Source organism: Nocardia sp. NPDC004278 (genome assembly GCF_053602975.1).
Map to the genome: position 1 here is coordinate 1 of NZ_JBSGEQ010000015.1, position 24,830 is coordinate 24,830.

Here is a 24,830-nt window from a genome sequence, read left to right on the forward strand (position 1 = left end):
GTGATAGGTATTGCAGCACTCCGGAGTCAGGAACACCCGACGCGCCACATTCCGTTCACCCCGCACGAAACCCGGGCACAGTGCCTCATAGGACTTATTGTGAGCCAGCACGTCATAACGCGGACTGAGCACCACACCCGGAAGCGGTTCCAGATGATCCAGAATCACCTGAAGCTCTTCCGGCAGAGCAGTTCCCGCATGCGCCGTCGGCACCGTCGGCACATCCGCCAACCGATACAGATGCGCCTTCTCCGCCGCATCCAACGACAAAGTCCGCGCCACCGCATTCAAAACCTGCACGCTGACATTGATCTGGCGCCCCTGTTCCAGCCAGGTGTACCAAGTTATTCCGATTCCGGCCAGTTGCGCGACCTCTTCGCGGCGTAGGCCTGGGGTGCGGCGGCGTGGTCCCGGGGGTAGGCCGACGTCTTCGGGGGTGATTCGCGCGCGGCGGGACTTCAGGAAGGCGCCGAGTTCGGCGCGGCGTGCCTTGCGTACTGCGCGGACATCCACCACATCGGTCATCCTGTGATGATCCCGGAATCTGCTAGCGGTATCCAGGTGCTGCCAGTACTAGTTTCAGGCGGCGCGGGCCGCTGCCCTCGCCGCCTCGGCCCGGCTGCGCGTCAGTGACCGTTGGTGTGGCGCCAATCGCGGATGGCGTCACGGACACGGTCGAATACCGCCAATGGTGGACTCGTCACGAGGTTCGCCAGTCCGGTCTCGCCCGCGTGCGGATGCGGGCGGGTGGGCGCGACCTTTTCGGCGGCGCGCAGCATGCCTGCCCAGCGTTCGAGCTGATTCACCGAGAACTGCTTGCGTAGGAAGGGGAATTCCTCGGTCTCCTCGTTCGCGGCGTGCGCGGTGAAGGCAGCGGCGAAATCGGCTAGCTTCGTATCGAATTCGGGATGGTCGACGCCGAGATCGTACAGTTCGGCGAGTGCATGCTTGACCGCATTCTCCTCCACGAGTCTCGGCCTGATGATTTCATCGGCGCCGAATGCCGAGCGCCGCGCCACCGCATGGACGACTTCCTCTTCGGCGGTTTCGTGTACCGCCAGCAGCCGTACCATCTCGGTGAACAGCTCCCCCTTGTCGTCCTGGCCCGCTTTCAGCTTGTCGAGCAGGTGCCGGATCTGCTCATGCTGGGCGGTCAGCAGGTCGATCGCATTCTCATCCAGGTTTCCCATCGTGCACCTCGTTTCTGCGCCGACGGCGGCGGTGTATTTCATATACTCCTCCGTTGACCGACCAGCGCGCCACGTTCCGTTCGAATAACTGGCCGACCGGTTATCCACCCCGAGATGCGGTAGCAGGCCGTTTGCTCGCCGCACCCTGGTAGGTCGGCGGGATGATGGTCATGGGAGCGATATGGGACCTGCGCCGATATCCCGGGGTATCGCCGAGGGCTGCCGCGAGCGCAACTCGGTCAGTGGGCATCGGCGGGACGGAACAAGGTCAATGTCGCGGGTCGGCTGGTGAAGGTGAAGTCCGTGCCGCGGTCATCGACCTCGCCGTCGGCGGCCAAGGCGACCGGGCCGCTATCGACGTGCACGGTCAGCCGTTCGGATCGACGGTGGACGTAGGTCGCGGAGCGGTCCAGGGTCCCGGTGAGCGTGGCCCAGATCAGGCGGGTTCGCGAGAACGGCACGTCCGCGCGCAGGTACCGCACGTCGAGGGCGCCATGGTGCAGCGCGGGGCGCGCCATCGGGATCTGATCGGCGGGCCGGTAGTGGCCGTTGCCGACGAACAGCATCCAGATGCCGGTATCGACACCATCGATGGCCACCCGCAGCGGTTGGGCCCGAAACAGGGCGCGCACCATGGCGATTCCCGCGGCGGGCCATTTGCCGAGGCGCGATTGCCAGCGTTCCCTGGTCCGGACGAAGTCCGGATAGCCGCCGAGACTTGCGGTGTTGACGAAGGTGCGGGGCGCGAGTCCGTCCGAGCGCACCTGAGCCGTATCGGTCTGGACCACTTCACCCGATGTCAATGCGGTCAGGGTGTGTTCCAGCCGCTCCACGCCCGTATCGCGGGCAAAGTGATTGAGGGTACCGGCCGCGAATACCGCAAGCGGCAGCCGGTGTTCGATCGCTGCCGCCGCGACGGCCGATACCGTTCCGTCGCCGCCGAATACGCCGAGTGCCACGACATCACGACCGGCTCGGTCGTCGAGTTGTGCGGCGAAATCGTCGGCCACATCCAAAATCTGTGCGGCAGGCAGACTTTCGCGAAGTAACCGTAGTTGTTCAGGTTCGGTGCCACCGCCGGACCGGGTATTGGTCACCAGCAGGAGGCCGCAACCGTTGGATACCGGGGCGATTCGAAGATCCGGCCCGAGTTCGGCGGGCATATCCTCGCGCCGCGCCCACCACCGGCGGGTGCCAAAGGCTATCGCACTGCCCAATGCCGCCCCGGCGAGCACATCCGAAGGCCAATGCACGCCGATGTGCACGCGTGAATAGCCGACGGCCGCCGCTATCGGCGCGATAGCGACCGCCAATGTCGGAGATTCGAGGGCGACACCCGTCGCGAAGGCCGCGGCGGATGCGGCATGCCCGGAGGGGAACGAGGAGGACACCGGCGGTGTCACCAGCCGCCGTACGAACGGCACCGACTCATCGGGCGGCCTGCGCCGAGGAAGCAGCGGTTTCGCAACACCATTCGCCGCCGAACTGGCCAGCGCAACCGACACGAGCCCACGCACGGCCGCCCGTCGCGGTTCGCGACCCCCGACCAGCGCCAGCACCGCTGCCACCACCAACCACAGCCGGTTGTAGTTGGCACTCGTGCTCAGGGTCCGCAGAAACTGATCCGCGGGCGTCGGCCGCACCCGTGCACTGCGCGCCACCAGCCACGCGTCCGCCCGTCCCGCGAGCTTCCGTCGCGGCGCGTTCGGTGTCCGCTGCCCCATGCTCCCAGGCTATCGGCACCCGCTGAGTCGGCCACCACGCCGAAAGCCATCACTACAGATCGCAGGTGCGCCGCACATTGCGCGATCGACCCCAATGCACGTCGACAGGATTGAGCGATGGAGACACCACCGCGCCCCTTGACACCCGAAGATGTTATAGGAATCATCTGATTCCACTGGAATCGACCGATTCCCATGAGTGCCAGAGCGCGCTAGCCTCAGGTGTGCGGGACCGGTCCGCCGCGAGGAGTACAGATGGAGCAGCCGACAACGCGACCGCAGGACGACCATGTGCCGATCGTGATCATCGGCGCCGGATTCGCGGGTATCGGATTGGCCGTCAAACTGCGCGAGGCCGGATTCCGTGACTTCGTCATTCTCGAGCGCGGGACCGATCTCGGGGGCACCTGGAGCGCCAATACCTATCCGGGGTGCGCGTGCGATGTGCCCTCGATGCTGTATTCGTATTCATTCGCACCGAATCCGAGTTGGTCCCGACGCTACGGCACGCAGCCGGAAATCCTCGAATATCTGCGCGGCGTCGCCCAGAAGTTCGATGTGCCGCAGCATATTCGATACAACAGCGAAGTACTCGACGCGAGGTGGGACGAGACCGCCGGACTGTGGCGTATCCACACGGGGCAGAGTTCGTATACCGCCGATGTGCTCGTCTCGGCGATCGGGCCGTTCAGCGAGGCGCAGATCCCCGGTCTGCCCGGCATTGCGAATTTCACCGGCACCCAATTCCATTCCCTGCACTGGGATCACGACCACGATTTGACCGGTGAGCGGGTCGCGGTGATCGGCACCGGTGCATCTGCGGTGCAATTCATTCCGGAGATACAGCCGGTGGTGAGTCGGCTGACGGTATTCCAGCGTTCGGCGCCGTGGATCGTGCCGCGCATGGATTGGGCGACGACCGCCGTCGAGCGCACACTACTGCGGCGGATGCCATTGCTGGGCAAGACGATTCGCGCCGCCTATTTCACCGGCATCGAGGGATTCGGGCTGGTCGGGTTCGTGGACAAGCGGTTCCGGCACCCCTTCGAGGCGCTGGGCCGGTTGCAGCTGCGTCGACAGGTTCCCGATCCGCGACTGCGCCGAAAGCTGACACCCGACTATATGATCGGCTGTAAACGCGCGATCTTCTCTGATGCCTACTATCCGGCTCTGACGCAGCCGAATGTCGACGTGGAGACCTCCGGCATCGCGGAAGTGCGGGCGCGATCGATCATCACCCGCGACGGCGCCGAACACGAGGTGGATACGATCATCTGGGGCACCGGATTCGGTGTCCCACCGCGGATATTCGAGGCCATCCACGACACCGCCGGGCGCACCCTCGCACAGCTGTATCGGCAACGCCCGCAAAGCTATCTCGGCACCTCCGTAACCGGGTTTCCGAACTTCTTCACCACCCTCGGCCCGTTCGGCGCGGCCGGAAATCAATCCGCCATCTTCATGATCGAGGCGCAGATCCGTTACATCGTTGATGCGGTAAAGCGTATGCGAGACAACGGTCTTCGCCGCATCGAGGTGCGACCACAGGCACAGCGGGCTTTCGTCGAGGAGATGGAACAGCGCAGCCGGGACACGGTATGGGTCACCGGCGGTTGCCGCAGCTATTACCAAACCGCCGACGGCAACCACAATGCCGGGCTGTATCCGAACTGGAGTTTCGAATACGCTCGCCGCACGATGCGGTTCGACGCCGACGCCTATCTCACCGAGGCATCATGAACCTCTTTCGACTCCTGCCCACCGACACCCACTTCGACGTGAGCGACAAGGTCGCCGTCATTACCGGCGCCGGGCGCGGCATCGGCGGCGAACTGGCCCGCATCCTGCATCGGCGCGGCGCGACCGTCGCCATGCTCGATCTCGACGAGACCGAAGTCCGCACTGCCGCAACGCGACTGGGGTCCCGAGCGTTCGCGCTGCGCGCCGATGTCGCCGACCGGGACGGTATGGTCGCGGCCATCGCAACGGTTCGTGAACGCTTCGGCCGCATAGATCTAGTGGTCGCGAACGCCGGCATCGCCCCCACGCCCGCCACACTGCGGACCATGGACCCGGCCGACTTCGACCGCGTCATCGGTGTCAACCTGACCGGTGTCTTCAATACCGTCCGCCCCGCGCTCGACGATATCGTCGCCACCAGCGGACATGTCGTGGTGGTGTCCTCCTGTGCCGCATTCGCACCGGGTATGGGCGGTTCCCCGTACATGATCAGCAAGGCCGGTGTCGAACAGCTCGGTCGCGCACTGCGGGTCGAGCTGGCCGCCTCCGGCGCCAGCGCCGGCGTCGCCTATTTCGGCATCGTCGACACGGCCATGACCCACCACACCCTCGACGACGACGATTTCGGCCGCGCCGCCGACGCCATGCTGCCCTGGCCGCTCGATCAGCGCATCAGCGCCGCCGACGCCGCGCTGGCCGTCGCCGATGGCATCGCCCATCGCGCCCCGCGTACCATCGCACCCCGCGTATGGGTGCCGTATTCCCTGCTGCGTGGCGCGATCAATGTGCTGATGGATCAGTACCTCAGCACCGATGAACAGCTCCAGGACCTGCTCCGGAAGCTGGAACAACGCGCGGGCGCGCGCCCGCCGAATGCGTCAGCGCGCACATGACATGATCGGATCCGTGAGTTCGTCAGCCAGCACCTGGCGCGGCAGCACCATGGCAAGCCGGTCCGCCGAACGCCGCCAACAGCTCGTGCGGGCCGGATACGCGCTGCTCGGCGGCGAGGGCGCGGCGGCGACCACCATGCGGGCCGTCTGCCGCGAGGCGGGGTTGAGCCTGCGCTACTTCTACGAGAACTTCCCCGATCGCGAAGCCCTGCTCGTCGAGGTCTACGACCAGACGGCGCACGGACTGCTCGATGCCGTCACGACCCGGCTGCGCGATGCCCCCGCCGACGAAACCGCCCGCGCCCGAGCGGCTTTCGACGCTGCGGCACGGTACTTCCAGGACGACCCGCGCCGCGGACGGATCATGTTCCGGGAAACCCTGGCGCATGACACCTTGCGCGCCCACGGCGCCGATGCGCTTCCGACCTTCGTCACACTCGTCGTCACCCAACTCGCACCGGAGCAGGCCGCGCGATTTGCCACCGCTTCGGGCCGGATCCCCCGGCCGGTCAGCGCGATATCCGGTGCGCTGCTCGCGCTATTCCTCGACTGGCTCGACGGCGATATCGAGTCCGACCGCGACGCGGTGGTCGATTACGCCACCCGCCTCACGGTTACCATCCTCGAGCTCGGCTGAGTCCCGGTTCGAGCGGACTCAGAGCAGACCGCGCAGCCGAAGATCGCTGACGTACTTTTCGATGAGCGCGGGTGTCAGGTGCGGAATATCGTGCTCGGGCCCGATATTCGCGGCTTGGACCGCGGCGGTGAAACCCTTCGCCGGGATGGCGGAGCCGTGGATGGGCCGAGCCGGACGGCGGTAGGCGTGCAGCAGCGGTAGCACTGATGCCTGGCGCTGCTTCTCGGGCAGGGCGCGCAGGGCGGTTTCGAACCGGCTGAACCACTTCTGGTAGTCGTCGATCCGCTGGATGGGGTGGCCGGATTCGACCAACCAGTCCACGAATTCGTCCAGGGAGATGCCGTCATCGTGCGGGTTGAGCACGTCGAAGGTTCGAAAACCATTGCGCGCCTCCGCACCAAGGGCGGTGATCGCCTCGGCGGTGAAGTCAGCGGGCAAGCCATCGTAGTGTGCGCGTTGCCGTTTGCCGTCGGCGTCGGTCTCGTAGAAGGAGTACGGGGCGATGCCGGTGGCGACCAGACTGAGCAGCAGCCGGGTGAACATATCCGGGATATTGAGCTGGCCGTTGAATCGGCTGTGGGCCAGGATCATATCGGATCGGAAGACCGCAACGGGTAGTCCGCACCGATCGTGCGCTTCCCGCAGCAGCACCTCGCCCGCCCATTTGCTGTTGCCGTAACCATTGGCGTAGCTGTCGTCGACGGCACGCGTGGGGCTGATTCGACGGATATCGCCGTCCTCCTCGAAGGCCGACGGCTGGATCTGGTCGGCGACGGCCACGGTGGACAGATAGGTCACCGGCTTGATCCGCGTGGTGATGGCCAAGCGGATAATTTCCGCGGTACCAACGACATTGGGGCCGAATAGCTGGTTATAGGGCAGGACGTGATTGACCAGTGCGGCGGGGTGCACGACCAGATCGACGGTATCGGCCAGCCGATGCCAGGTCGCATCGTCCAAGCCGAGATTCGGCTCGCCGATATCGCCGGGCAGCACCTCCAAGCGGCGGGCGGCCAGCTCCTGGTAGTGCCGGATCAGTTCCGGGTCACCGGTGTCGAAGGCGGCGTCGAGCCGGGCGCGGGCGGCGGCCGCATCTTTGCCGCGGATGACGCAGATCAGGGTGCCGCCGGTCTTATCCAGTCGTTCCAGCCATTCCAGACACAGAAAGCGGCCCAGGTAGCCATTGGCACCGGTCAGCAGAACGGTCCGGGTCGCGGTCGTATGCGGGAGAGTCGTTGCGGCGGAGAGTGATTGCGCATCGATGAATTTGTCGAGCGTCAGTTCATCGGCACGCGCGAGATCTGGCCGGGCATGTACCGAGGCAAAGGTGGGCCGGATCGCGCCGGAGCCCTGTGCCGATTCGACGTAGTCGGCCAATTCGCGCAGCCCGTTGGCCGGGCTGACGATGACGCCGACCGGCACCTCGACATCGAAGATATCGCGGAGCAGATTCGAAAACGACAGTGCGGAAAGGGAATCGCCGCCGAGATCGGTGAAATGCGCATCCGGTCGCAGATCGGTGGTGGCACAACCGAGTAGCGCCCGTGCGGCGCGGCTCACGGTCTCCAGCACCGGTAGTTCGGCGGCTTCGCGGCGCAGCACGCGCAGTTCGTCCGCCTGTCCCTCGGCCAGTTCGGCATACAGCTGCTGCAACCGGTCGCCGTAGCGCTCGATCAGCTTGGGGCGCAATAGTTTGCCGATACCGGAGAGCAGACCGTTGTCGGCGGTGAACGGTTCGGTCTCGATCAGGAAGTCGCGTGGGATCTCATAGGAATGTAAACCGGCGTCCTTGGCGATACGTTGCAGCGAATCGCTCAGTGCCGCTTTCGGATCGGCGCTGCGCAGCACCTCTTCGGTCGGCACGATCACCGCGAGCAGATAGGCGCGCTCGCTGTTGCCGTAGATGAAGATCTGCTCGAGCAGCGGACTGCTGGCATATACGGCCTCCAGATGCGCGACTGCGACGAATTCACCCTGGGACAGCTTCAGCACATTGTTGCGGCGATCCACGTAGACCAGCTGATCGGGCCCGAGTTCGGCCACGATGTCACCGGTCCGGTAGAAGCCGTCCGCATCGAAGATCTCCGCGGTCACCTCGGGCCGCTTGTAGTAGCCCGGAATCATGGTCGTGGTCTTCAATAGCAGTTCGCCGCGCGGATGCGGCTGGTCGGTGCCGAAATACCCCAGCTCCGGCACATCGACCAGCTTGTAGTCGAGGACCGGTGGACGGCAGATCAGGTTATCGATCATGATGCTGCCGCCCGCTTCGGTCGAGCCGTAGCCGTCGTGCAGCTCAATATCGATGACCGATTCGATGAAGGTCTTCATCTCCGGGGCCAGCGGTGCGCTGCCGACGATCGCGGTGATGAACCGGCCGCCCAGAAAGTCTTCGCGCAGTTCGGCCTTCACCACACGGTCGAGTTCGGCACGGTCGATACCCGGTTCGGAGCGCCGCGCGATTTCACTCTGATAGCGCTGAAAGACCATATCGCAGATGCGAGGTACGAAGAACAGCTCGGTCGGGCGCACCAGGCCGATATCCTCGAACAACGTCGAGATATCACTCTTGGCCGTGAAATACGCGGTGCCGCCGCGGGCCAGCACTCCGTACAGCGCCATGCGCCCGGCGACATGGCTCATGGGCATGTAGTTCAGGTTGATCGCGGCCACCTCGGCCTGGGCCAACCACATCGCGGTCACCAGCCCGGCGGTGTACATGGCTCCCTTGGGGGTTCCGGTACTGCCGGAGGTGTAGATCAGCAGGGTGAGCGCGTCGTCGTCGGGAACGAACAGCGGCGCGGGTGGCAGAGCGCGACCGCGTTCGAGTACCGAATCCAGCGACTCCACCACTATCGGTGTGTTCGCGAGCCGGTACCGGGCCGATTCGAATGCGTCGCGCTGATCGTCGTCCTCGGGGTGGTAGTCGAAGACGACCAAACGTTCCGGCGTCGGTCCGGCCAATACGCATTCGATCGCGGCATCGAGGTTTTCGGGGGTCGCGGCGAGGATGCGCGGTGCGGTCTCCGCCAGGATCGCCGACAACTGCGCGGGCGATGCGCTCGCCTGCAGCGGCACGGCGACCGCGCCGAGGTATAGACATGCCAGGTCGAGGGAAATGTAGTCGCTGCTGGTGAAACCGAGGGTCGCGACGAAATCACCAGCGCGCAGCGGGTTTTCGGCGTCGTGCTGCCAGTCCGCGGCGATCGCGGCGACTCGCGCCCACAGCTCCCCGTAGGTGATGGTCTCGAATTCGGGCCGCAGCCGCAGGGTGCGGCGGCCCGCATCGTCAGTGGTCGGTTCGCTGACACGATGCCCGAGCGCTGGGCGATCCGCATAGCCCGTCATCACCATCTCCGCGATCTGGGCTGGGCTGAGTCCCGGTTCTCGAATCGCGGCGAAGAGCTGCGGGTCCGGTCGCGCGTCGCGGATCTGCGGATAGGTGGCATACAGGTCGGTGATGCGGCCGATCAGCCGCTCCATCTGGGTATCTGTCATCATGGCCAGCCTCCTTCGGCGGGTTGCCAACCGTCGGTTGTTCCGTACACATAGAAAGGCGCCTACATTTATTAATAAGTTAGCTTGCCTAAATATTCCGGGTCCGGCCGAATTGGGCAGTAATTCCGGCCGGATCATGCCGCCACCTGCCGACTTGCGATCCTGAGACCATGATGATCCCCCTCCCCGATCTGGTCGAGGGCCTGCTCGACGGCCCACGTCCACTGCCCATTGTTACCGCGGGCGACCCCGTCCTTCGCACCCCTGCCGCCCGCTACGACGGGCAGCTGAGCGACGCGCAGCTCGGCCGATTGGTGCTCGCGATGCGGGAGACGATGCACGCCGCGCCGGGTGTGGGGCTCGCCGCGCCGCAGGTCGGGATACCGCTGCGACTGGCCGTGCTGGAAGATCCGGCCGAGGTGACCGACGAGGTGCGCGCGGTCCGCGCCCGGATCCCACTGCCGTTCCGGGTTCTGGTCAATCCGACCTATGAACCGATCGGCGATATCCGGGCCGCATTCTTCGAAGGCTGCCTCAGCATCCCGGGTTGGCAGGCCGTGGTCGCGCGCCACGCCGGCGTGCGCCTGCGCGGCCAGGACGAATACGGCCGCGAGCTGGATGAAGAGGTGTCCGGCTGGCCCGCACGCATCGTGCAACACGAGACCGACCACCTCAATGGCACCCTCTATATCGACCACGCCATCACCCGCTCCCTCACCAGCGCCGATGCCCTCGCTGATCGCTGGTCCCAGCCGACTCCCGCAACCGCGGCCGCCGCTCTGGGCTTCGAGTTCCCCTGACCGTCGCGCACGTGCATACTGCGATGGGACCGAGCGATCGTTCGGTATCCGGGTGTTGCCAGTACCAGTGTTACTGGACTCCTGTTACTGGTGTCGGATCGGCTGCAAGCTCTAGAACATGACCCAGACCTTGCAGCCGAATACCGCTGCGGCCACATCGGCCGCTGCGGGTCCGGCGGTTCAGCCTGCCGCGTTCGGTGCGCGGCGAACCATCGCGGTGCTTGCGGTATTGCTCACCGGACAGTTCATGGCGGTGCTCGACGCGTCGATCGTCAATGTCGCCATACCTTCTATTCGTATCTCGTTGCATACCAGCGGATCTGCATTGCAGTTGATCGTCGCCGGTTATGTGATCGCCTATGCCGTACTGCTCGTCACGGGTGCGCGATTGGGTGATCGGTTCACCCAGCGTCGCGCCTTCATCACCGGGCTCGCGGTGTTCACCGTTGCCTCGCTGGCGTGCGGGCTGGCGTGGAATGAGTTGTCGCTCATCGTATTCCGGTTCGTCCAGGGTGCGGGTGCGGCCGCGATGATTCCGCAGATCATGACCATGATCCAGCGCAACTTCACCGGCAATGCGCGGGCCAAGGCGCTCAGCGCGTACTCCGCGATCATCTCCGGCGGCATGGTCGTCGGCCAGGTGGCGGGTGGACTGATCGTCAATGCCGACCTTTTCGGGAGCAGCTGGCGTGGCGTATTCCTGGTCAATGTGCCGATCGGCGCGGTGCTCCTGCTGATCGCCCCGCGGGTTCTGCCCTCGGCCACAGCGCGATTCGATCGCAAGCTGGATCTGGCCGGCCTGACGATGCTCACCGTATCGGTGCTGCTGCTCGTGCTGCCCTTGGTATTGGGACATGAGCAGGACTGGCCGCTGTGGACATGGATCGCCCTGGGCGCCAGTGTGATCGGTATCGGATTGTTCGTGCTGATCGAGCGGGCGGTCGCGGCTCGCGACGGTGAACCGCTCTTCGCCCAGCGCGTGCTGAAGTCGCCGGGACTGACACTGACCGCTGGCACGCTGTTCACGATCATGGCCACCTTCGGCGGCTGGATGTTCGTCATGGCGATCCACCTGCAGAGCACCCTCGGCTACACCGCATTGCACGCGGGCCTGCTGTTCATCCCGATGGGCGCGACCTTCGCACTGGCCAGTCTGAACTGGGAGCGCATCCCACATCGCTTCCACGCCAGCATGATTCCGTTCGGCCTGGTACTCGCCGCGGTCACCATGGTGGTGCTCGGCATGATGCTGCGCAACGGCGCCGATTTCGGCCCGCTGGCGCTGGTCGTCTTCGGCATCCAGGGCATCGGCAACGGCCTGGCCTTCAGCCCGCTGATGACCCGCACCCTGGCCAGGATTCCCATGGCCCTCGCGGCCGATGCCAGCGGCATTCTGGTCACCAGCGTGCAACTCGGCATTGTGGTGGGCATCGCCTGCTTCGGGTCGGTGTTCCTGGGACTCGCAGGAACCACGATGCTCTCGGCGGCACATGCCTTGGGCGGGACGGCGATCGCGGAAGGTGTCACGGTGCTGGTGGCTGCGGCGCTGTCCGCTCGCGCGGCGCGGTAGTCGCAATAGCTGATCCCGGGTTCGCCATTCGGACGGCGAACCCGGGATCGCGCTATTTACCACGCGACATGGTTCGCGTCACCGCGATCCGAAGTCGGGCCGATTCGGATCAGCGCGACGCTAATGCTGGCGGCGCCGGGCAAGTTTGACGATCGTCATACCTATGAGCAGGAGCGGAAACGTCTTCGCGGTGGGCATCGAATTGGATGGCGAGGGATATCACCCCGCCGCGTGGCGGCGGGCCGCGCATCCACCCGATGCCTTCCTTACCGGCGATGCGCTGCGCAAACGCGTCAGCGCGGCCGAGAATGCCGGCTTTACGCTCGCGACGTTCGACGATTCGATCCTGCCGCCCGTGGACCATCCCCCGGTGCGCATCGACGGGGTGACGCGGGCATCGTTCGTCGCGGCGACCACCAGCACCATCGGACTGGTGGCGACCGTGGCGACCACCTACGCGGAACCGTTCCACACCTCCGCGCAGCTGGCCACGCTGGACTATGCCTCGCGCGGGCGCGGCGGCTGGATCGCGACCACCATTGCCGACCCGGCGGCCGCCACCACCTGGGGTCGGCCCGCGCGCACCACCGAAGTGGAACTCGCACGCGAACAACGGGATTCGATCGAGGTCGCGCGCCGACTGTGGGACTCGTGGGAGGACGACGCCGTCGTGCGCGACTACGCGGCGAGCCGCTTCCTAGATCGAGATAAGTTGCACTACATCGACTTCACCGGCGAGACCTTCTCGGTGCGGGGGCCGGCAATCGTGCCACGGCCGCCGCAGGGTCAGGTGGTTGTCTTCGCCGATGACACAACCGAATCCGGCGCGGCCGAAGTCATCCTGGTCGCGGGACGCGATCTCGCACAGACCCTGGCCGCCGCCGACCGCGCGCGAGCCACCGGCGCACTCGTATTCGCCGAACTCGAGGTCGCCCTGGACATCCCGCATGCGACGGCGGCTCAACGCATCGCCGATCTGGACGAGTACGCGTCCGCGAATCCCACAGAGCGCCTGACGTTCTCGGGCTCGCCCACCGACCTCGTCCGCCTCATTACCGAACTCGCACACCACGTCGACGGCGTACGCCTGCATCCGGCCGTTATCGACGAGGACCTCCCGGCGCTGGCGCGCCACGTCCTGCCCGCACTGTTCCGATCAGGTGTGCTCCACCGCCCGGTGCCGGGTTCGACCCTGCGCGCCAATCTCGGCCTGGCACGGCCGATCAATCGATACGCGAAGGATCAGCACTGATGAGTACAGTCTCGGGCGACAGTCGGGCGGCGGCTGGGCGTGAGGTTCCGTTCCCCGACGCACAGATTCACTTCGGTGTTTTCTTCCAGGGCGTCAACCATTCCACCATCTGGTCGGATCCGAGCAGCGGTTCCCAGATCGACTTCGAGACATTCCGGCGCATCATCGGCACCGCCGAGCGCGGACTCTTCGACGCGTTCTTCCTCGGCGAGGGTCTGCGCCTGCGCGAGCAGCACGGTCAGCTGCTCGATACCGATATCGCGGGCCGTCCCGATGCCATCGCCCAGCTGGCGGCGCTGGCCGGGATCACCCGGCATATCGGTCTGGTCGCCACCCAGAACACCACCTATAACGAACCCGCCGACCTCGCGCGCCGACTCGCCGGACTGGATCTGCTGTCCGGCGGCCGAGCGGGCTGGAACGCCGTCACCACCGACAATGCCTGGACCGGTGCGAATTTCCGGCGCGGCGGCTTCCTCGATCACGCGCAGCGCTATGAGCGTGCGGGCGAATTCGTCCGGACGGCCCGCGAGATCTGGGATGCCTGGGCCGATAATGCGATCGCGACCGCACGCCATGACACCCACTGGGCCGCATCGGATTCGGTGCGCACGGTGACCCGCGATAACGACCACTTCCAGATCTCCATCACCCCAACCCTGCCGCGCAGCGCCCAAGGCCACCCCGTGATCTTCCAGGCCGGTGATTCACCCGCGGGCCGCGATTTCGCGGCGGCCAGTGCGGATGTCATCTTCTCCAGGCACGGCACGCATTTCGATGCCGCACTGGCCTTCGCGAACGATATTCGCGAGCGTCTGGTGCGTGCGGGTCGCCCGGCCGATGACATCAAGATCCTGCCCGGAACCCAGATCGTGCTGGCCGAGAAGGAATCCGAGGTCGAGGAGAAGGCGCGCTGGGTGCTGGAGGCGCAATTCACCGGTCAGACCGCGCTTTCGCTGGTCGGCCAGGTGTGGGGTCGCGATCTGTCCGACCTCGATCCGGATGGCCCGCTGCCCGCGGACGATCCACGGCTCCGGGCGATTTCCGGTGAACGCGGCGCCCAGCGCGACGGCCAGGACCCGGTGGCGATCGCGCGGGAGTGGCGAGCACTGGCCGAGGCCAAGAATCTGTCGCTGCGCCAGGTCGCCATCGAGACCTCGCAGCGATCCGGCTTCGCGGGCACTCCCGGCCGGGTCGCCGATGAGCTGACCCGCTGGGTGCGCCACGGCGCGACGCATGGGTTCAATATTTCGCCATATCTGGTCCCCACCGGACTCGATGAGATCGTCGACTGGCTGATTCCGGAACTGCAGGAGCGCGGCGCATATCGCACCGAGTACACCGGAACTACCCTGCGCGAACACCTCGGACTCCGCCCGCCGCTGACCAGGCGCTGACCGCCACAACCACCCGATCCGATCCGGGAAAGACGACCGGTTTGTCACCGAAACCGAACCTCGCACCGCGTCTTGCTCGTATGTTTGCCATACGCAGCGCAGATCGGAGTAGGACAGTGCAATCAGGTGCTACCGCGGACTATGTGATCGTCGGCTCCGGGTCCGCGGGTGCGGTCCTGGCCAATCGGCTCAGCGCCGACCCGAATGTCACGGTGGTGGTGCTGGAGGCGGGGCCGCAGGATAAGAACAAATTCGCCCACATTCCGGCGGCGTTCGCGAAACTGTTCCGCTCGGAGGTGGACTGGGACTACCTCACCGAACCGCAGCCCGAGCTGAAGAATCGGCAGATCTACTGGCCGCGCGGCAAAATGTTCGGCGGCTCGTCGTCGATGAACGCGATGATGTGGGTGCGCGGATTCCGCGCCGACTATGACGAGTGGGCGCTGCTCGCCGGGGACGAGTGGGGGTTCGCGGCGGCGGTCGAGCAGTTCCGCAAGATCGAGAGCGTCGAGGACGCCCAATACCCGGATGAGGGCGCGAACGGACCGCTGCATATTTCCCGGCAGCGCAGTCCGCGCGCACTTACCGCGGCCTACCTGGCCGCGGTCAAGGAGTCCGGGTTCGAGGTGGAACCGCCGAACCGGCCGCAGCCGGAGGGGTTCAGCGAAACCATGGTGACCCAGCACGGCGGCAGGCGCTGGAGCACCGCCGACGGGTACCTGAAGCCCGCCATGCGCCGCCCGAACCTCATTGTGCATACCGAGGCACTCGCGTCCCGGGTCATCTTCGAGACCTCGCCCACCGGCACGCCGCACGCGACAGGGGTGGAGTACCGCCAGGGCGGCAGCACCCATACGGTGGCAGCCCGGCGCGAAGTGGTGCTCTGCGGTGGTGCGATCAATAGCCCGCAGCTGCTCATGCTCTCCGGTATCGGCGATGCGGACGAACTTGCGCGCCACCACATTCCGCTGGTGCACCATGCGCCCGAGGTGGGCGCCAATCTGCAGGACCACCTGGTCGCGGCGCTCGGCTACGGTGTCGAATCCGATTCGCTGTTCACCGCGGAAAAACCGCTTCAGCTCCTCGACTATTTCATCCGGCACCGCGGCATGCTCACCTCCAATGTCGGTGAGGCCTACGGGTTCGTCCGCAGCCGCTCCGATCTCGAATTGCCGGATCTGGAGCTGATTTTCGCGCCAGCGCCGTTCTTCTACGAGGGCCTGGTCGATCCGACCGAGCACGGCGTGGTGCTGGCGACGGTGCTGCTGCGCCCGCACAGCCGGGGTCGCATCTCATTGGCGTCCACCGATCCGACCGCCAAACCGATCATCGACCCGCGTTATCTGTCCGATAGCGGCGGCGCGGACCGGGCCGCGATCATGTCGGGTCTGCGAGTCTGTGCCGAAATCGCCGCCGCACCGGCCATGAAGGCGGTACTCGGTCCGCTGATCTATCCGCCGCAGGCGCCCGCGGAGATGGAAGCCGCCATGGAACTGACACTGAACGGCTTCTCGCACACCCTCTATCACCCGGTCGGCACCTGCCGGATGGGTTCCGACGCGAGCAGTGTCGTCACATCACGACTGGAAGTGCGTGGAGTGCAAGGACTTCGCGTCGCCGATGCATCGGTCATGCCACTGCTGATTCGCGGACATACGCATGCGCCGAGCGTTTTCATCGGTGAGCAGGCGGCCGATTTCATCCTGGGCTAGCTGGCTCGTCGGAGTCGGATGCGCTCGGTGTCCAGCGGTACTCGGCGTTGGACACCGACATTCGGCTCGAGCATCGACTCGCGGACTCGCTGACGGATAACGGGTCCAAAATGGCATGCAGCGCACCATCGCATCGTGCGCAAGTACGCATTGGGTGCTGCGTGGCACCGACTGCGTTGAAGCGGCGAGCGTCATTGGGCAGACACCAATCGGACTCGGTACCAACCGATCCGCCTCGATTGCTTCGCTCGCTCGAGGCGGTTGCCGCACATCCACGCGGCGACGTCGCATCGGCCGAGGCTGCACACGCGCATGGCCCGACGCCCAGCATGGGCGGATGCCACAGCATAGGTGGATGCCGCGGCCCGGGCGGACACTGCTCACGCATTCCACGGCGTACTCGGCCGATCGCGCTGCGCCTCAGGCGAAGGTGAAGAGTGCGAGCGACGCCGCGGCCAGGATCAGGTACGGCAACGGATAGATGAGGTGGGGGTACCACTTCGCGCGGAGGATGGTGATTTCCGCGCCGAGGAAGTACAGCACGAGGCAGATGGCGGCGGCCAGGGCCAGCGGTGGGATGGCCAGGCCGATCAGCAGGCCGAAGGCGCCGAGCGCTTTCAGCGCCGCCAAGGGGTTGAGTGCCCAGTGCGGGAGGCCATAGCCCCGCATGGTCTCGCGCACCTTATCCGCCTTGACAATATCGAAGCCCGCGGCGAACAGGGCGGCGACCGCGGCGAGGATGGTGACGGCGACATACGCGACTGACATGGGAATACCCTCCGGGTGTCTCGGTTCTGTGAGTCTGCGATCGTGGTGCGGCACCCGATCGCCCTATCCACTTGACGGATGCCGAGTACGAAAGGTGACCGATGCACGCACAGGACTTATTGGCGCGACGATTCGAGACGCACCGGGATCACCTGCGCGGGGTCGCGTACCGGATGTTGGGGTCGGCCAGCGAAGCCGATGACGCGGTGCAGGAGGCGTGGCTGCGGCTGGCCCGCTCCGATACCGGCGAGGTCGAGAATTTCGCGGGCTGGCTGACGACGGTGGTCTCCCGGATCTGCCTCGATATGCTGCGCTCGCGGGCCGCCCGGCGCGAGGATCCGATCGATCGGATCGCCGATCTCGGCGATTCCGCCTATGACCGTGATCCGGAAAGCGAAGCGGTACTGATCGATTCGGTCGGACGAGCGCTGCTGGTGGTCTTGGATACGCTCGGGCCCGACGAGCGGGTCGCGTTCGTGCTACACGATATGTTCGCGGTGCCGTTCGACCAGATCGCCCCCATCCTGGGCCGCACAACGGCAACCACCAAGAAGCTCGCCAGCCGGGCCCGCGCCCGAGCCCACAGCGATGCCACCGCATCCACCGCGGAACTCGCCGAGCAGCGGCACGTCGTCGATGCTTTCCTCGCCGCCGCCCGCAGCGGTGATCTCGATGCGCTGCTTGCGGTGCTGGCTCCCGACGTGGTGCGCACGGCCGATCCCGCCGCACTGCCTTCGGGTATGGCGCTGGTCGTCCGTGGCGCGCAGGAGGTGGCCCGCGAGACCGTCATCCTGCGCCGCCGCTCCCAGGTCGCCACGCTCGCGCTCGTCAACGGTGCGGTCGGCATCATTGTCGCCCCGCGCGGCAAACTGCTGCTCGCCCTTGCCGTTACGGTCGAGCACAACCGGATCGCGGGCTACGAGGTGATCGCCGATCCGTTCCGGTTGCGCGACCTCGACCTGGCCGTGCTGCCCGAATTCGCCTGACCCGTCAGGCGCAATGCAGCGCGGGTGCGAGGATCGGCGGGATCAGGATCGATGTCGGCGAAGGAACGTTCTGCCGAGCCTTCGCCCGCACGCCGAAGCCGATCCCGCCGGACCAGCCGTCAGTCGCAGACGGCGCCGAATGAGGCCGAGCCGACCAGCTTCGAATACTTGGCGAGCACGCCGCGGGTATAGCGGGGCGGCAAGGGTTTCCAGCCCTCGCCGCGGCGGGCGAGTTCCGCGGGGTCGATCAACAGGTCGAGGGTGCCCGCGGCGACGTCGAGGCGGATTTGGTCGCCGTCCTGGACGAAGGCGATCGGACCGCCGTCGACCGCTTCGGGGGCGACGTGTCCGACGCACAGTCCGGTGGTACCGCCGGAGAATCGCCCATCGGTGAGCAGCAGCACGTCCTTGCCCAGTCCCGCGCCCTTGATGGCCGCGGTGATCGCGAGCATTTCCCGCATTCCGGGACCACCTTTGGGACCCTCGTAGCGGATGACCACCACATCGCCCGCGGTGATCGTGCCGTCCTCCAATGCGTCCATGGCCGCGCGCTCACCGTCGAAAACCCGTGCGGTGCCGGTGAATACGTCGGAGTCGAAGCCTGCGGATTTGACCACGGCGCCGCCGGGTGCCAGCGATCCGGCGAGGATGGTGATGCCGCCGGTCGGGTGGATCGGGGATGTCATGGCCCGCACCACTTTTCCGTCGGGGTCGGGCGGGGCGATATCGGCGAGGTTCTCGGCTACCGTCCGGCCGGTCACGGTCAGGCAGTCGCCGTGCAGCAGGCCCGCATCGAGCAGCGCCTTCATCATCACCGGCACGCCGCCGATCCGGTCGATATCCGTCATCACATGTCGCCCAAAGGGTTTCACATCGGCGAGATGGGGCACCCGGCGACCGACACGGGCGAAATCGTCCAGTGTCAGATCCACCTTCGCCTCGTGTGCGATCGCGAGCAGGTGCAGTACCGCATTGGTGGAGCCGCCGAATGCCATGACGACGGCGATCGCATTCTCGAAGGCCTCCTTGGTGAGAATGTCGGCGGTGGTGATCCCGCGCCGCAGCAACTCCACCACCGCCTCACCACTGCGCCGCGCATAGCCGTCGCGTCGCCGATCGGTCGCAGGCGGCGCCGCACTGCCCGGCAACGACATGCCCAAGGCTTCGGCCGCGCTGGCCATGGTGTTGGCGGTGTACATCCCACCGCACGCACCCTCGCCCGGGCAGATGGCCCGTTCGATGGCGTCCACATCCTCGCGGCTCATCAAACCTCGCGAGCATGCGCCGACGGCCTCGAACGCGTCGATGATCGTCACCTCACGCTCACTGCCATCGGAGAGTTTCGCGATACCGGGCAGGATGGAGCCCGCGTACAGGAATACGCTCGCCAGATTCAGTCGCGCCGCCGCCATCAGCATGCCGGGCAGCGATTTATCGCATCCGGCCAGCAGTACGGAACCGTCGAGCCGCTCGGCCTGCATGACCGTCTCGACACTGTCGGCGATCACCTCCCGCGAGACCAGCGAGAAATGCATGCCCTCATGGCCCATGGAGATGCCGTCGGAGACCGAAATGGTGCCGAATTCCATGGGATATCCGCCGCCCGCGAATACGCCCTCCTTGCAGGCCTTGGCGAGCCGATCCAGCGACAGGTTGCACGGCGTGATCTCGTTCCAGGATGAAGCCACCCCGATCTGGGATTTGCCCCAGTCTCCGTCGTCCATGCCGACGGCCCGCAGCATGCCACGCGCGGCCGTCTTCTCCAGACCATCGGTGACGTCGCGGCTGCGGGGTTTGATATCGGGAACGTTCGGATCATTGGCCATGGCCACATCATTCCCGCCCGGATCGTAGAGCGCTGCCGACCACGCCGATCACCGCGCCGATTATCGGTGTGTACCGATTCGCTGAAGCAGATTCAGCAGGGTGGCCCGTTCGGCAGTGCCCGCTTCGCGATCATCCGCGCGGCAGGCCATCTGCCCCACCTGGAGCAACCGGAGGCCACCTTCGCCCACATCGAGGCATTCCTGCCCGCACTGCGGTAGCAACTCGGTCGGCCACGCCGATCCATCTCGGCTATCCACTTACGGATTTCCCTGCGGTCGAGGTCGATTCGGCGCTCGCAGGCGAAGGTGGTAGGTGACGAAGATGAGTAGGGCCACGAGTTGGATGGCGGCGGTGATGCTGACCACGGCCGTCAGGGATCGGGAGTACAGCAGGCCGAGCAGCGCGGATCCGGCGAAGGCGGCAAGGCCCGAACCGGCGGCGAAGATCCCGTAGGCAGTGCCACGCCGTTGCACCGGGACGAGGTCGGCAACGGTCGCGCGCAGGGTGGATTCCTGGACGCCCAGGACCGCGCCCCACAACAGTGCGCCGACGACGGCGGGGATCGGCTGGTCCTGGAACGCCAGCGGTGGGATCAACGCCGACAGGATCGGCACCGCGAGCAGGATTCGGGCACCGGTGCGGTCGTAGCACCAGCCGGTGAGCAGGGCGGCGAGGGCATCGACGACCATCGCCGCGGCATAGACGACGGGAACGACCGCCAACGGGACGATCGCATGGGTGGCCAAGTGGAAGGCGAGCAGACCGAAACCGGCGAAGCCGGTGGTCGTCGCGGCAGCGAAAGCCAGATAGCTCCAATACGCCGTCGGCAATCTGGTTGGGGCACCGGCGCCTGCGGTCGGCGCATAGCGAGTCGGTTCATAGACGGCCGGATTCGGCACCCGGACCAGCAGTCTCCCCAACACCACCAGCACCGCCACGCCGGGTATCGCCAAGACGAAGAAGGCCGGCCGGTAGTCGCCCGCCGACAATACGAGAATGCCCGCGACGACGAGTGGCCCGACCAGCGCGCCGATCTGGTCCAAGGCCTCGTGTACGGCGAAGCCGCGCCCGCGCCCGACCGCGCCCGCCGCATGGGACAGCAGCACATCCTTGGCCGGACTGCGCACCGCTTTACCCGCCCGCTCGGCGATCACGAGCACCCCGGCCGACCACAGTCCGGTCGCGAAGCCGAGCAATGGCACCGCGGTGACAGTAAGGGTGTAGCCGCCGACCGCCAGGGGCCAGTAGGCGCGGGTTCGGTCGGTCAGGGGTCCGCTCACCAGTCGACCGGCGAGCGCGAAGGCCTCACCTGCGCCGGTGATGACGCCGACGAGCACGGCACTGGCGCCCAACGAGGCCAGATATGGTCCGGTGACCGCGCGAGCGCCCTCATAGACGATATCGGCGAGCAGGCTGACCACGCCGAATCCGACGACGAACCGCCAGGGGGTCATCGCCGTTGGCCCGGGCACGACCGCCGACACGGTCAGAGAATAACGACGATCCGCGGGTGCGGCAGTACATGCGGGCGAACAGGTGAACTACTCGAGACCGGCGTCGGCTGCGTGCCGTCGCCACGCTCGCTCACCGGCGTCGCCCGAACCACGTCGGGCAGCACCCAGTTGCGACGAAACGCGCCTCCGCACGACCTGGCGCCGATGCCCCCGCTCACGACAGTGCCTACCCCGTGATGCTCGCGAATCCCATCGGTGGCGTGGCCGATGGCCCCGGGCGCAGCACCGGGCGGAAGTCGGGCAGGGCTGGCAGTACATCGGCATTGCGGGCGGCGTAGCAGCGCACGTGCGGGTGCTTCCGGGCGACCTCCGCGCGTTCCACCGGTTCGGCATCGATGAAGCCGATGGTGTCCAGCGTCAGCCCGAGCGTCTGCGCGATGCGGACCACCGATGACGACTTGCGGCCCCAGCCGATCTCGATGACCGAGAACATGTCATAGAGCCCGTGCCGGTACAGCTTGTTCAGCGTGAGATCGCGGTCGCTGCGGCTGGCGACGGCGTGCCAGATGCCGCGTTCGCTGAGCATATGCAGGGTGCGTAGGGCAGCGGGCCGTGGTGCGCCGCTGGTCGCGTCGCACACGACACCATCCCAGAGGGTGTTGTCCAGTTCCCAGACAAGACATCTCAGAGCCGGTGCCATCGCCTGCCCCTATCGGTTGGTCATCGCTGCCTCCCCTGCCGTGTCATCGGCGGATGGGGTACCAGCACACCATCCAGCGAACGGCAGGTGCCGGGCAAGCCCCCGCTTTCTTGGGAGCCCGTCCGGCCGACGTGATACTACCGTTACCGCCCGCAAATGCTCTTGTCAAAAGCCGTAATAGCGGCGGACGAGGCGTTCGTAGACGCGCGCGGGGGTGAATCGCCGGGTCCAGAACGACAGCCGAACATCGCTGCCGCACAGGTAGGTCTGGCGCGGTTCATCCGCTTCCAGGATCGTCCGCACCTTTCTGGCTACCGCCTCGGCGGACTGTCCGGCCCGGAGATAGCCGGTGACCCGCGCCAGCACCGAGATCCGATCGGGTGTGTACGCCTCGATCGGATCGGCAACGCGCACAGCGGAATCGATGATCGGGGTGACCGTCCATCCCGGTGCCAACACCGAAACACGGATGCCGAATGCGGCGGTCTCCATCCGCATCGCCTCACCCAGACGTTCGATGGCTGCCTTGGTGGCCGAGTACCAGCCGCCGTAGGGTTCGGCGATCGCACCCGCACCGGAACTCACCACGATCACCCGGCCGCTGCCCTGCGCCCGCATGATGGGCAGCACCTCGCGCAGTACGCGGTGCGTGCCGATCACATTGGTGTCGATCAGCGCGGCGGCCTCGTCCGGATCGGTCTCCTCCACCGAGCCGACAATGCCGTAGGCGGCGAAGGTGACCACGGCATCGATCCGCCCGTGCCGTGCGTGCACGGCCTTCACCCACCCGCGCACCGCCTCGGTATCGCGGACATCGACCGCGCGCACGCCCTCCCGCGCGATCCTGTCGCTGCCTTCGACCGTATAGCCAACGCGCGCAAGATATTCCATGGTCGCCGCACCCATACCGTTGGCGGCACCGGTCACCAGGACGACGGTCATAGCGCACACACCTTCAGCACCTGCGGCAATACCTCGAGACGCGCCGATTCGACGATTGTGATCTCGCCATCGAGTTCGAGCGGTGCCGGCGCGGCGGGGCGCAGTTCCACCGATGTGTCGCGGTGGCAGGTGGCCAGTGCGGAGCCCGCGAACTTGCCGCGGTAGAGACCGGCGATCAGACCGAGAATCCGGGCGCGGCCAGTGGCTTCCCAGATATTGATATCGAAACGGCCGTCGGCGCGAGTGACCGGGGTGTCGTAGTACATGCCGCCGGCGAAGTGCACGCTCTTGAGCACGCCGACATTGGTGATCGGCGCGGTGTGCACCCAGTCCGAGCCGCGCACCTGGATGGCCAGCGGCCTATGGGTGGCGATATTGCTCAGCGCGGTGGCGACAATGGCCGCCTCGACATTGCGTGACTTCAGCCACCCGATCAGGCCGCGGGCGTGGTTGAACGAATGATTGCCCGCCGCAACGAGTCCCATACTCGCATTGAGCAGGAAGTAGCGGACCGCGCGGGTGCCGTCGGGCAGCAGCATGGTCGCCTTGCCCACGTCGACGAGCTCGGCCGGACCGAGCCGGACGGGGATATCGGCGATCCTGGTTCGCCCCGGTTTATGGAAGTCATTGGAGCTGCCGAGGCCGACCGCACCCAGCGCAGTATTCGCCGCTGCGCGCCGCGGTCGGTCCGTCTCGGGATCCATCATCGCGTTGAGGACCAGGTTGACCATGCCGTCGCCGCCCGCCGCCACAATGACATCGGGTGCTTCCGACTCGAAACTCGCGCGCACCACCTTCGCGGCTTGCGCTGCGTCGCCGGGCATTTCGACGGTGAGGTCGGTATCCCGTTCACGCAAGGCATGTTCGACCGGACGCCACCGCTGTAGGGCGGTCCCGGCATTGGACTGTGGATTCAGGACGACGAGCATTTTAATCCTCCTCGATGCCCAGCCACTCGCGCAGCCGAGGCCAACCCCCGGTGCTTACTAGACCGGTAGCCGAACAGTCTTGCGGGACAGCCGATTCCGGCACATTCACTAGAAAGACAGGGATCCCGATTCGCGCCGCTGGCGCATCATTGGCGGCGTCATTGCCGATCATCACGCACTCCCCCGGCTCCGCGCCGAGCCGAGCCAGCAGTTCTCGGTAGAACTCGATGCGTGGCTTCGAACGGCGCATATTCTCGCCGCTAGTGCGAAAGGTGAAGACGGACGGGTCGTAGCCGCCCCAACCCAGCCGGGTGACGACCGTGCTGTCCGGCCACAGCGGATTGGTCGCGATCACCTGCACGGTGCCCGTCTCCCGGAGCCGGGTCACCGTATCCAGCGCCCACGGCTCGGGCGGAAAGCACTGCCGCAGGCGCGGAAAGCCCGTCTCCGCCAAGGTCTTCAGTTGCGCCGCGACGGCATCTGGTGCGAGGCCGAGCCGGTCGGCGAGCAGTCGCACCATGAGTTCGGTATTGGTGTGCTCGGTGTCGTTGGCGCGCACTTGCTTCAGCACGCCGTAGAGGACACGCAGAAACCGATGCCGCGGGGTCAACTCGCGGAATACTCGTGCGGCTGCCAGCGGCATGAGCGTTTTGAACCGGCGCCGGTGCAGTCGCACCAGGGTGCCGTCCAGGTCCCACAGCACCGTCCGATATCCGGACCCGCCTCTTTGCGATGCTGTGTGCCCATCCGCCGCCCGACCGCCACCCCTCATCGGGTCGCTGCGCGACGCTGTACGCCCACCCGCCACCCGACC

Annotated in this window: 21 protein-coding genes; 10 read left to right on the forward strand and 11 right to left on the reverse strand. The window is 66.2% G+C overall.

Annotated features, from left to right (window positions below; translation table 11 throughout):
- The 3 genes from ACWEO2_RS22825 to ACWEO2_RS22835 all read right to left on the reverse strand — a co-directional run.
- On the reverse strand, nt 1-525 hold a 525-nt coding region (locus ACWEO2_RS22825; protein ID WP_452407161.1), incomplete at its 3' end, for an MmyB family transcriptional regulator.
- Between the two features lie 101 nt (nt 526-626).
- A complete protein-coding gene (locus ACWEO2_RS22830; RefSeq protein WP_452407162.1) occupies nt 627-1,190 on the reverse strand; it encodes a hemerythrin domain-containing protein in 564 nt (187 codons plus the stop codon).
- 239 nt (nt 1,191-1,429) lie between these two features.
- Complete coding sequence (locus tag ACWEO2_RS22835) at nt 1,430-2,914, reverse strand: phosphatase PAP2 family protein (RefSeq protein ID WP_452407163.1); 1,485 nt, start codon at nt 2,912-2,914, stop codon at nt 1,430-1,432.
- A 255-nt stretch (nt 2,915-3,169) separates the two neighbouring features.
- Here ACWEO2_RS22835 and ACWEO2_RS22840 point away from each other — a divergent pair, with 255 nt between their 5' ends.
- From ACWEO2_RS22840 to ACWEO2_RS22850, 3 genes are read left to right on the forward strand one after another with little or no spacing between them, the layout of a single operon-like run.
- Nucleotides 3,170-4,654, forward strand: coding sequence for a flavin-containing monooxygenase (locus ACWEO2_RS22840; protein ID WP_452407164.1), 1,485 nt, complete (start codon nt 3,170-3,172; stop codon nt 4,652-4,654).
- Nucleotides 4,651-5,547: an SDR family oxidoreductase gene (locus ACWEO2_RS22845; RefSeq protein ID WP_452407165.1), complete on the forward strand. Its 897-nt coding sequence runs from the start codon at nt 4,651-4,653 to the stop codon at nt 5,545-5,547. The genes ACWEO2_RS22840 and ACWEO2_RS22845 overlap by 4 nt, the downstream gene beginning before the upstream one ends.
- A gap of 13 nt (nt 5,548-5,560) precedes the next feature.
- Complete coding sequence (locus ACWEO2_RS22850) at nt 5,561-6,184, forward strand: TetR/AcrR family transcriptional regulator (protein ID WP_452407166.1); 624 nt, start codon at nt 5,561-5,563, stop codon at nt 6,182-6,184.
- An 18-nt stretch (nt 6,185-6,202) separates the two neighbouring features.
- Here the strand turns inward: ACWEO2_RS22850 and car are convergent, their stop codons facing one another.
- A complete protein-coding gene (gene car, locus ACWEO2_RS22855) occupies nt 6,203-9,682 on the reverse strand; it encodes a carboxylic acid reductase (protein WP_452407313.1) in 3,480 nt (1,159 codons plus the stop codon).
- Nucleotides 9,683-9,849: 167 nt separating this feature from the next.
- Here car and ACWEO2_RS22860 point away from each other — a divergent pair, with 167 nt between their 5' ends.
- The 5 genes from ACWEO2_RS22860 (at nt 9,850) to ACWEO2_RS22880 (ending at nt 16,410) form a co-directional block, all read left to right on the forward strand.
- A complete protein-coding gene (locus ACWEO2_RS22860; protein ID WP_452407167.1) occupies nt 9,850-10,479 on the forward strand; it encodes a peptide deformylase in 630 nt (209 codons plus the stop codon).
- 118 nt (nt 10,480-10,597) lie between these two features.
- The gene (locus ACWEO2_RS22865; protein ID WP_452407168.1) at nt 10,598-12,049 is read left to right on the forward strand and encodes an MFS transporter; all 1,452 of its coding nucleotides are present in this window, start codon (nt 10,598-10,600) and stop codon (nt 12,047-12,049) included.
- A 163-nt stretch (nt 12,050-12,212) separates the two neighbouring features.
- The gene (locus ACWEO2_RS22870) at nt 12,213-13,301 is read left to right on the forward strand and encodes an LLM class flavin-dependent oxidoreductase (RefSeq protein ID WP_452407169.1); all 1,089 of its coding nucleotides are present in this window, start codon (nt 12,213-12,215) and stop codon (nt 13,299-13,301) included.
- Nucleotides 13,301-14,698 carry an NtaA/DmoA family FMN-dependent monooxygenase gene (locus tag ACWEO2_RS22875; protein ID WP_452407170.1) on the forward strand — a complete coding sequence of 466 codons (1,398 nt, stop codon included), beginning with the start codon at nt 13,301-13,303 and terminating at the stop codon, nt 14,696-14,698. The genes ACWEO2_RS22870 and ACWEO2_RS22875 overlap by 1 nt, the downstream gene beginning before the upstream one ends.
- 116 nt (nt 14,699-14,814) lie before the next feature.
- The gene (locus tag ACWEO2_RS22880; protein WP_452407171.1) at nt 14,815-16,410 is read left to right on the forward strand and encodes a GMC family oxidoreductase; all 1,596 of its coding nucleotides are present in this window, start codon (nt 14,815-14,817) and stop codon (nt 16,408-16,410) included.
- 420 nt (nt 16,411-16,830) lie between these two features.
- Here the strand turns inward: ACWEO2_RS22880 and ACWEO2_RS22885 are convergent, their stop codons facing one another.
- Entirely contained in the window at nt 16,831-17,178 is a 348-nt protein-coding gene (locus tag ACWEO2_RS22885; protein ID WP_452407172.1) for a DoxX family protein, read from the reverse strand.
- 101 nt (nt 17,179-17,279) lie between these two features.
- Here ACWEO2_RS22885 and ACWEO2_RS22890 point away from each other — a divergent pair, with 101 nt between their 5' ends.
- The gene (locus ACWEO2_RS22890) at nt 17,280-18,164 is read left to right on the forward strand and encodes a sigma-70 family RNA polymerase sigma factor (protein WP_452407173.1); all 885 of its coding nucleotides are present in this window, start codon (nt 17,280-17,282) and stop codon (nt 18,162-18,164) included.
- A gap of 119 nt (nt 18,165-18,283) precedes the next feature.
- Here the strand turns inward: ACWEO2_RS22890 and ilvD are convergent, their stop codons facing one another.
- Nucleotides 18,284-19,990: a dihydroxy-acid dehydratase gene (ilvD, locus tag ACWEO2_RS22895; protein WP_354959282.1), complete on the reverse strand. Its 1,707-nt coding sequence runs from the start codon at nt 19,988-19,990 to the stop codon at nt 18,284-18,286.
- A 66-nt stretch (nt 19,991-20,056) separates the two neighbouring features.
- Between ilvD and ACWEO2_RS22900 the strand changes: the two genes are divergently transcribed.
- Nucleotides 20,057-20,209, forward strand: coding sequence for an alpha/beta fold hydrolase (locus ACWEO2_RS22900; protein ID WP_452407174.1), 153 nt, complete (start codon nt 20,057-20,059; stop codon nt 20,207-20,209).
- Between the two features lie 39 nt (nt 20,210-20,248).
- Here ACWEO2_RS22900 and ACWEO2_RS22905 read toward each other — a convergent pair whose 3' ends face one another.
- From ACWEO2_RS22905 to ACWEO2_RS22925, 5 genes are all read right to left on the reverse strand, one after another.
- Nucleotides 20,249-21,445 (reverse strand): MFS transporter, encoded by a 1,197-nt coding sequence (locus ACWEO2_RS22905; protein WP_452407314.1) that lies wholly within the window; start codon nt 21,443-21,445, stop codon nt 20,249-20,251.
- Nucleotides 21,446-21,671: 226 nt separating this feature from the next.
- A complete protein-coding gene (locus ACWEO2_RS22910) occupies nt 21,672-22,145 on the reverse strand; it encodes an HAD-IIIC family phosphatase (protein ID WP_452407175.1) in 474 nt (157 codons plus the stop codon).
- 165 nt (nt 22,146-22,310) lie between these two features.
- Complete coding sequence (locus ACWEO2_RS22915; RefSeq protein ID WP_452407176.1) at nt 22,311-23,087, reverse strand: SDR family NAD(P)-dependent oxidoreductase; 777 nt, start codon at nt 23,085-23,087, stop codon at nt 22,311-22,313.
- Entirely contained in the window at nt 23,084-24,016 is a 933-nt protein-coding gene (locus ACWEO2_RS22920; RefSeq protein WP_452407177.1) for a diacylglycerol/lipid kinase family protein, read from the reverse strand. The genes ACWEO2_RS22915 and ACWEO2_RS22920 overlap by 4 nt, the downstream gene beginning before the upstream one ends.
- A gap of 1 nt (nt 24,017) precedes the next feature.
- A complete protein-coding gene (locus ACWEO2_RS22925) occupies nt 24,018-24,719 on the reverse strand; it encodes an HAD family hydrolase (protein WP_452407178.1) in 702 nt (233 codons plus the stop codon).
- Between the last annotated feature and the right edge of the window lie 111 nt (nt 24,720-24,830).

What these genes read in the sequence shown, in the direction of transcription:
- ACWEO2_RS22920 (WP_452407177.1), bottom strand. Translation starts at nt 24,016, where the DNA reads ATGCTCGTCGTCCTGAATCCACAGTCCAATGCCGGGACCGCCCTACAG.
- ACWEO2_RS22830 (WP_452407162.1), bottom strand. Translation starts at nt 1,190, where the DNA reads ATGGGAAACCTGGATGAGAATGCGATCGACCTGCTGACCGCCCAGCAT.
- car (WP_452407313.1), bottom strand. Translation starts at nt 9,682, where the DNA reads ATGATGACAGATACCCAGATGGAGCGGCTGATCGGCCGCATCACCGAC.
- ACWEO2_RS22865 (WP_452407168.1), top strand. Translation starts at nt 10,598, where the DNA reads ATGACCCAGACCTTGCAGCCGAATACCGCTGCGGCCACATCGGCCGCT.
- ACWEO2_RS22870 (WP_452407169.1), top strand. Translation starts at nt 12,213, where the DNA reads ATGAGCAGGAGCGGAAACGTCTTCGCGGTGGGCATCGAATTGGATGGC.
- ACWEO2_RS22860 (WP_452407167.1), top strand. Translation starts at nt 9,850, where the DNA reads ATGATGATCCCCCTCCCCGATCTGGTCGAGGGCCTGCTCGACGGCCCA.
- ACWEO2_RS22915 (WP_452407176.1), bottom strand. Translation starts at nt 23,087, where the DNA reads ATGACCGTCGTCCTGGTGACCGGTGCCGCCAACGGTATGGGTGCGGCG.
- ACWEO2_RS22845 (WP_452407165.1), top strand. Translation starts at nt 4,651, where the DNA reads ATGAACCTCTTTCGACTCCTGCCCACCGACACCCACTTCGACGTGAGC.
- ACWEO2_RS22890 (WP_452407173.1), top strand. Translation starts at nt 17,280, where the DNA reads ATGCACGCACAGGACTTATTGGCGCGACGATTCGAGACGCACCGGGAT.
- ACWEO2_RS22835 (WP_452407163.1), bottom strand. Translation starts at nt 2,914, where the DNA reads ATGGGGCAGCGGACACCGAACGCGCCGCGACGGAAGCTCGCGGGACGG.
- ACWEO2_RS22910 (WP_452407175.1), bottom strand. Translation starts at nt 22,145, where the DNA reads ATGGCACCGGCTCTGAGATGTCTTGTCTGGGAACTGGACAACACCCTC.
- ACWEO2_RS22885 (WP_452407172.1), bottom strand. Translation starts at nt 17,178, where the DNA reads ATGTCAGTCGCGTATGTCGCCGTCACCATCCTCGCCGCGGTCGCCGCC.
- ACWEO2_RS22840 (WP_452407164.1), top strand. Translation starts at nt 3,170, where the DNA reads ATGGAGCAGCCGACAACGCGACCGCAGGACGACCATGTGCCGATCGTG.
- ACWEO2_RS22905 (WP_452407314.1), bottom strand. Translation starts at nt 21,445, where the DNA reads ATGACCCCCTGGCGGTTCGTCGTCGGATTCGGCGTGGTCAGCCTGCTC.
- ilvD (WP_354959282.1), bottom strand. Translation starts at nt 19,990, where the DNA reads ATGGCCAATGATCCGAACGTTCCCGATATCAAACCCCGCAGCCGCGAC.
- ACWEO2_RS22875 (WP_452407170.1), top strand. Translation starts at nt 13,301, where the DNA reads ATGAGTACAGTCTCGGGCGACAGTCGGGCGGCGGCTGGGCGTGAGGTT.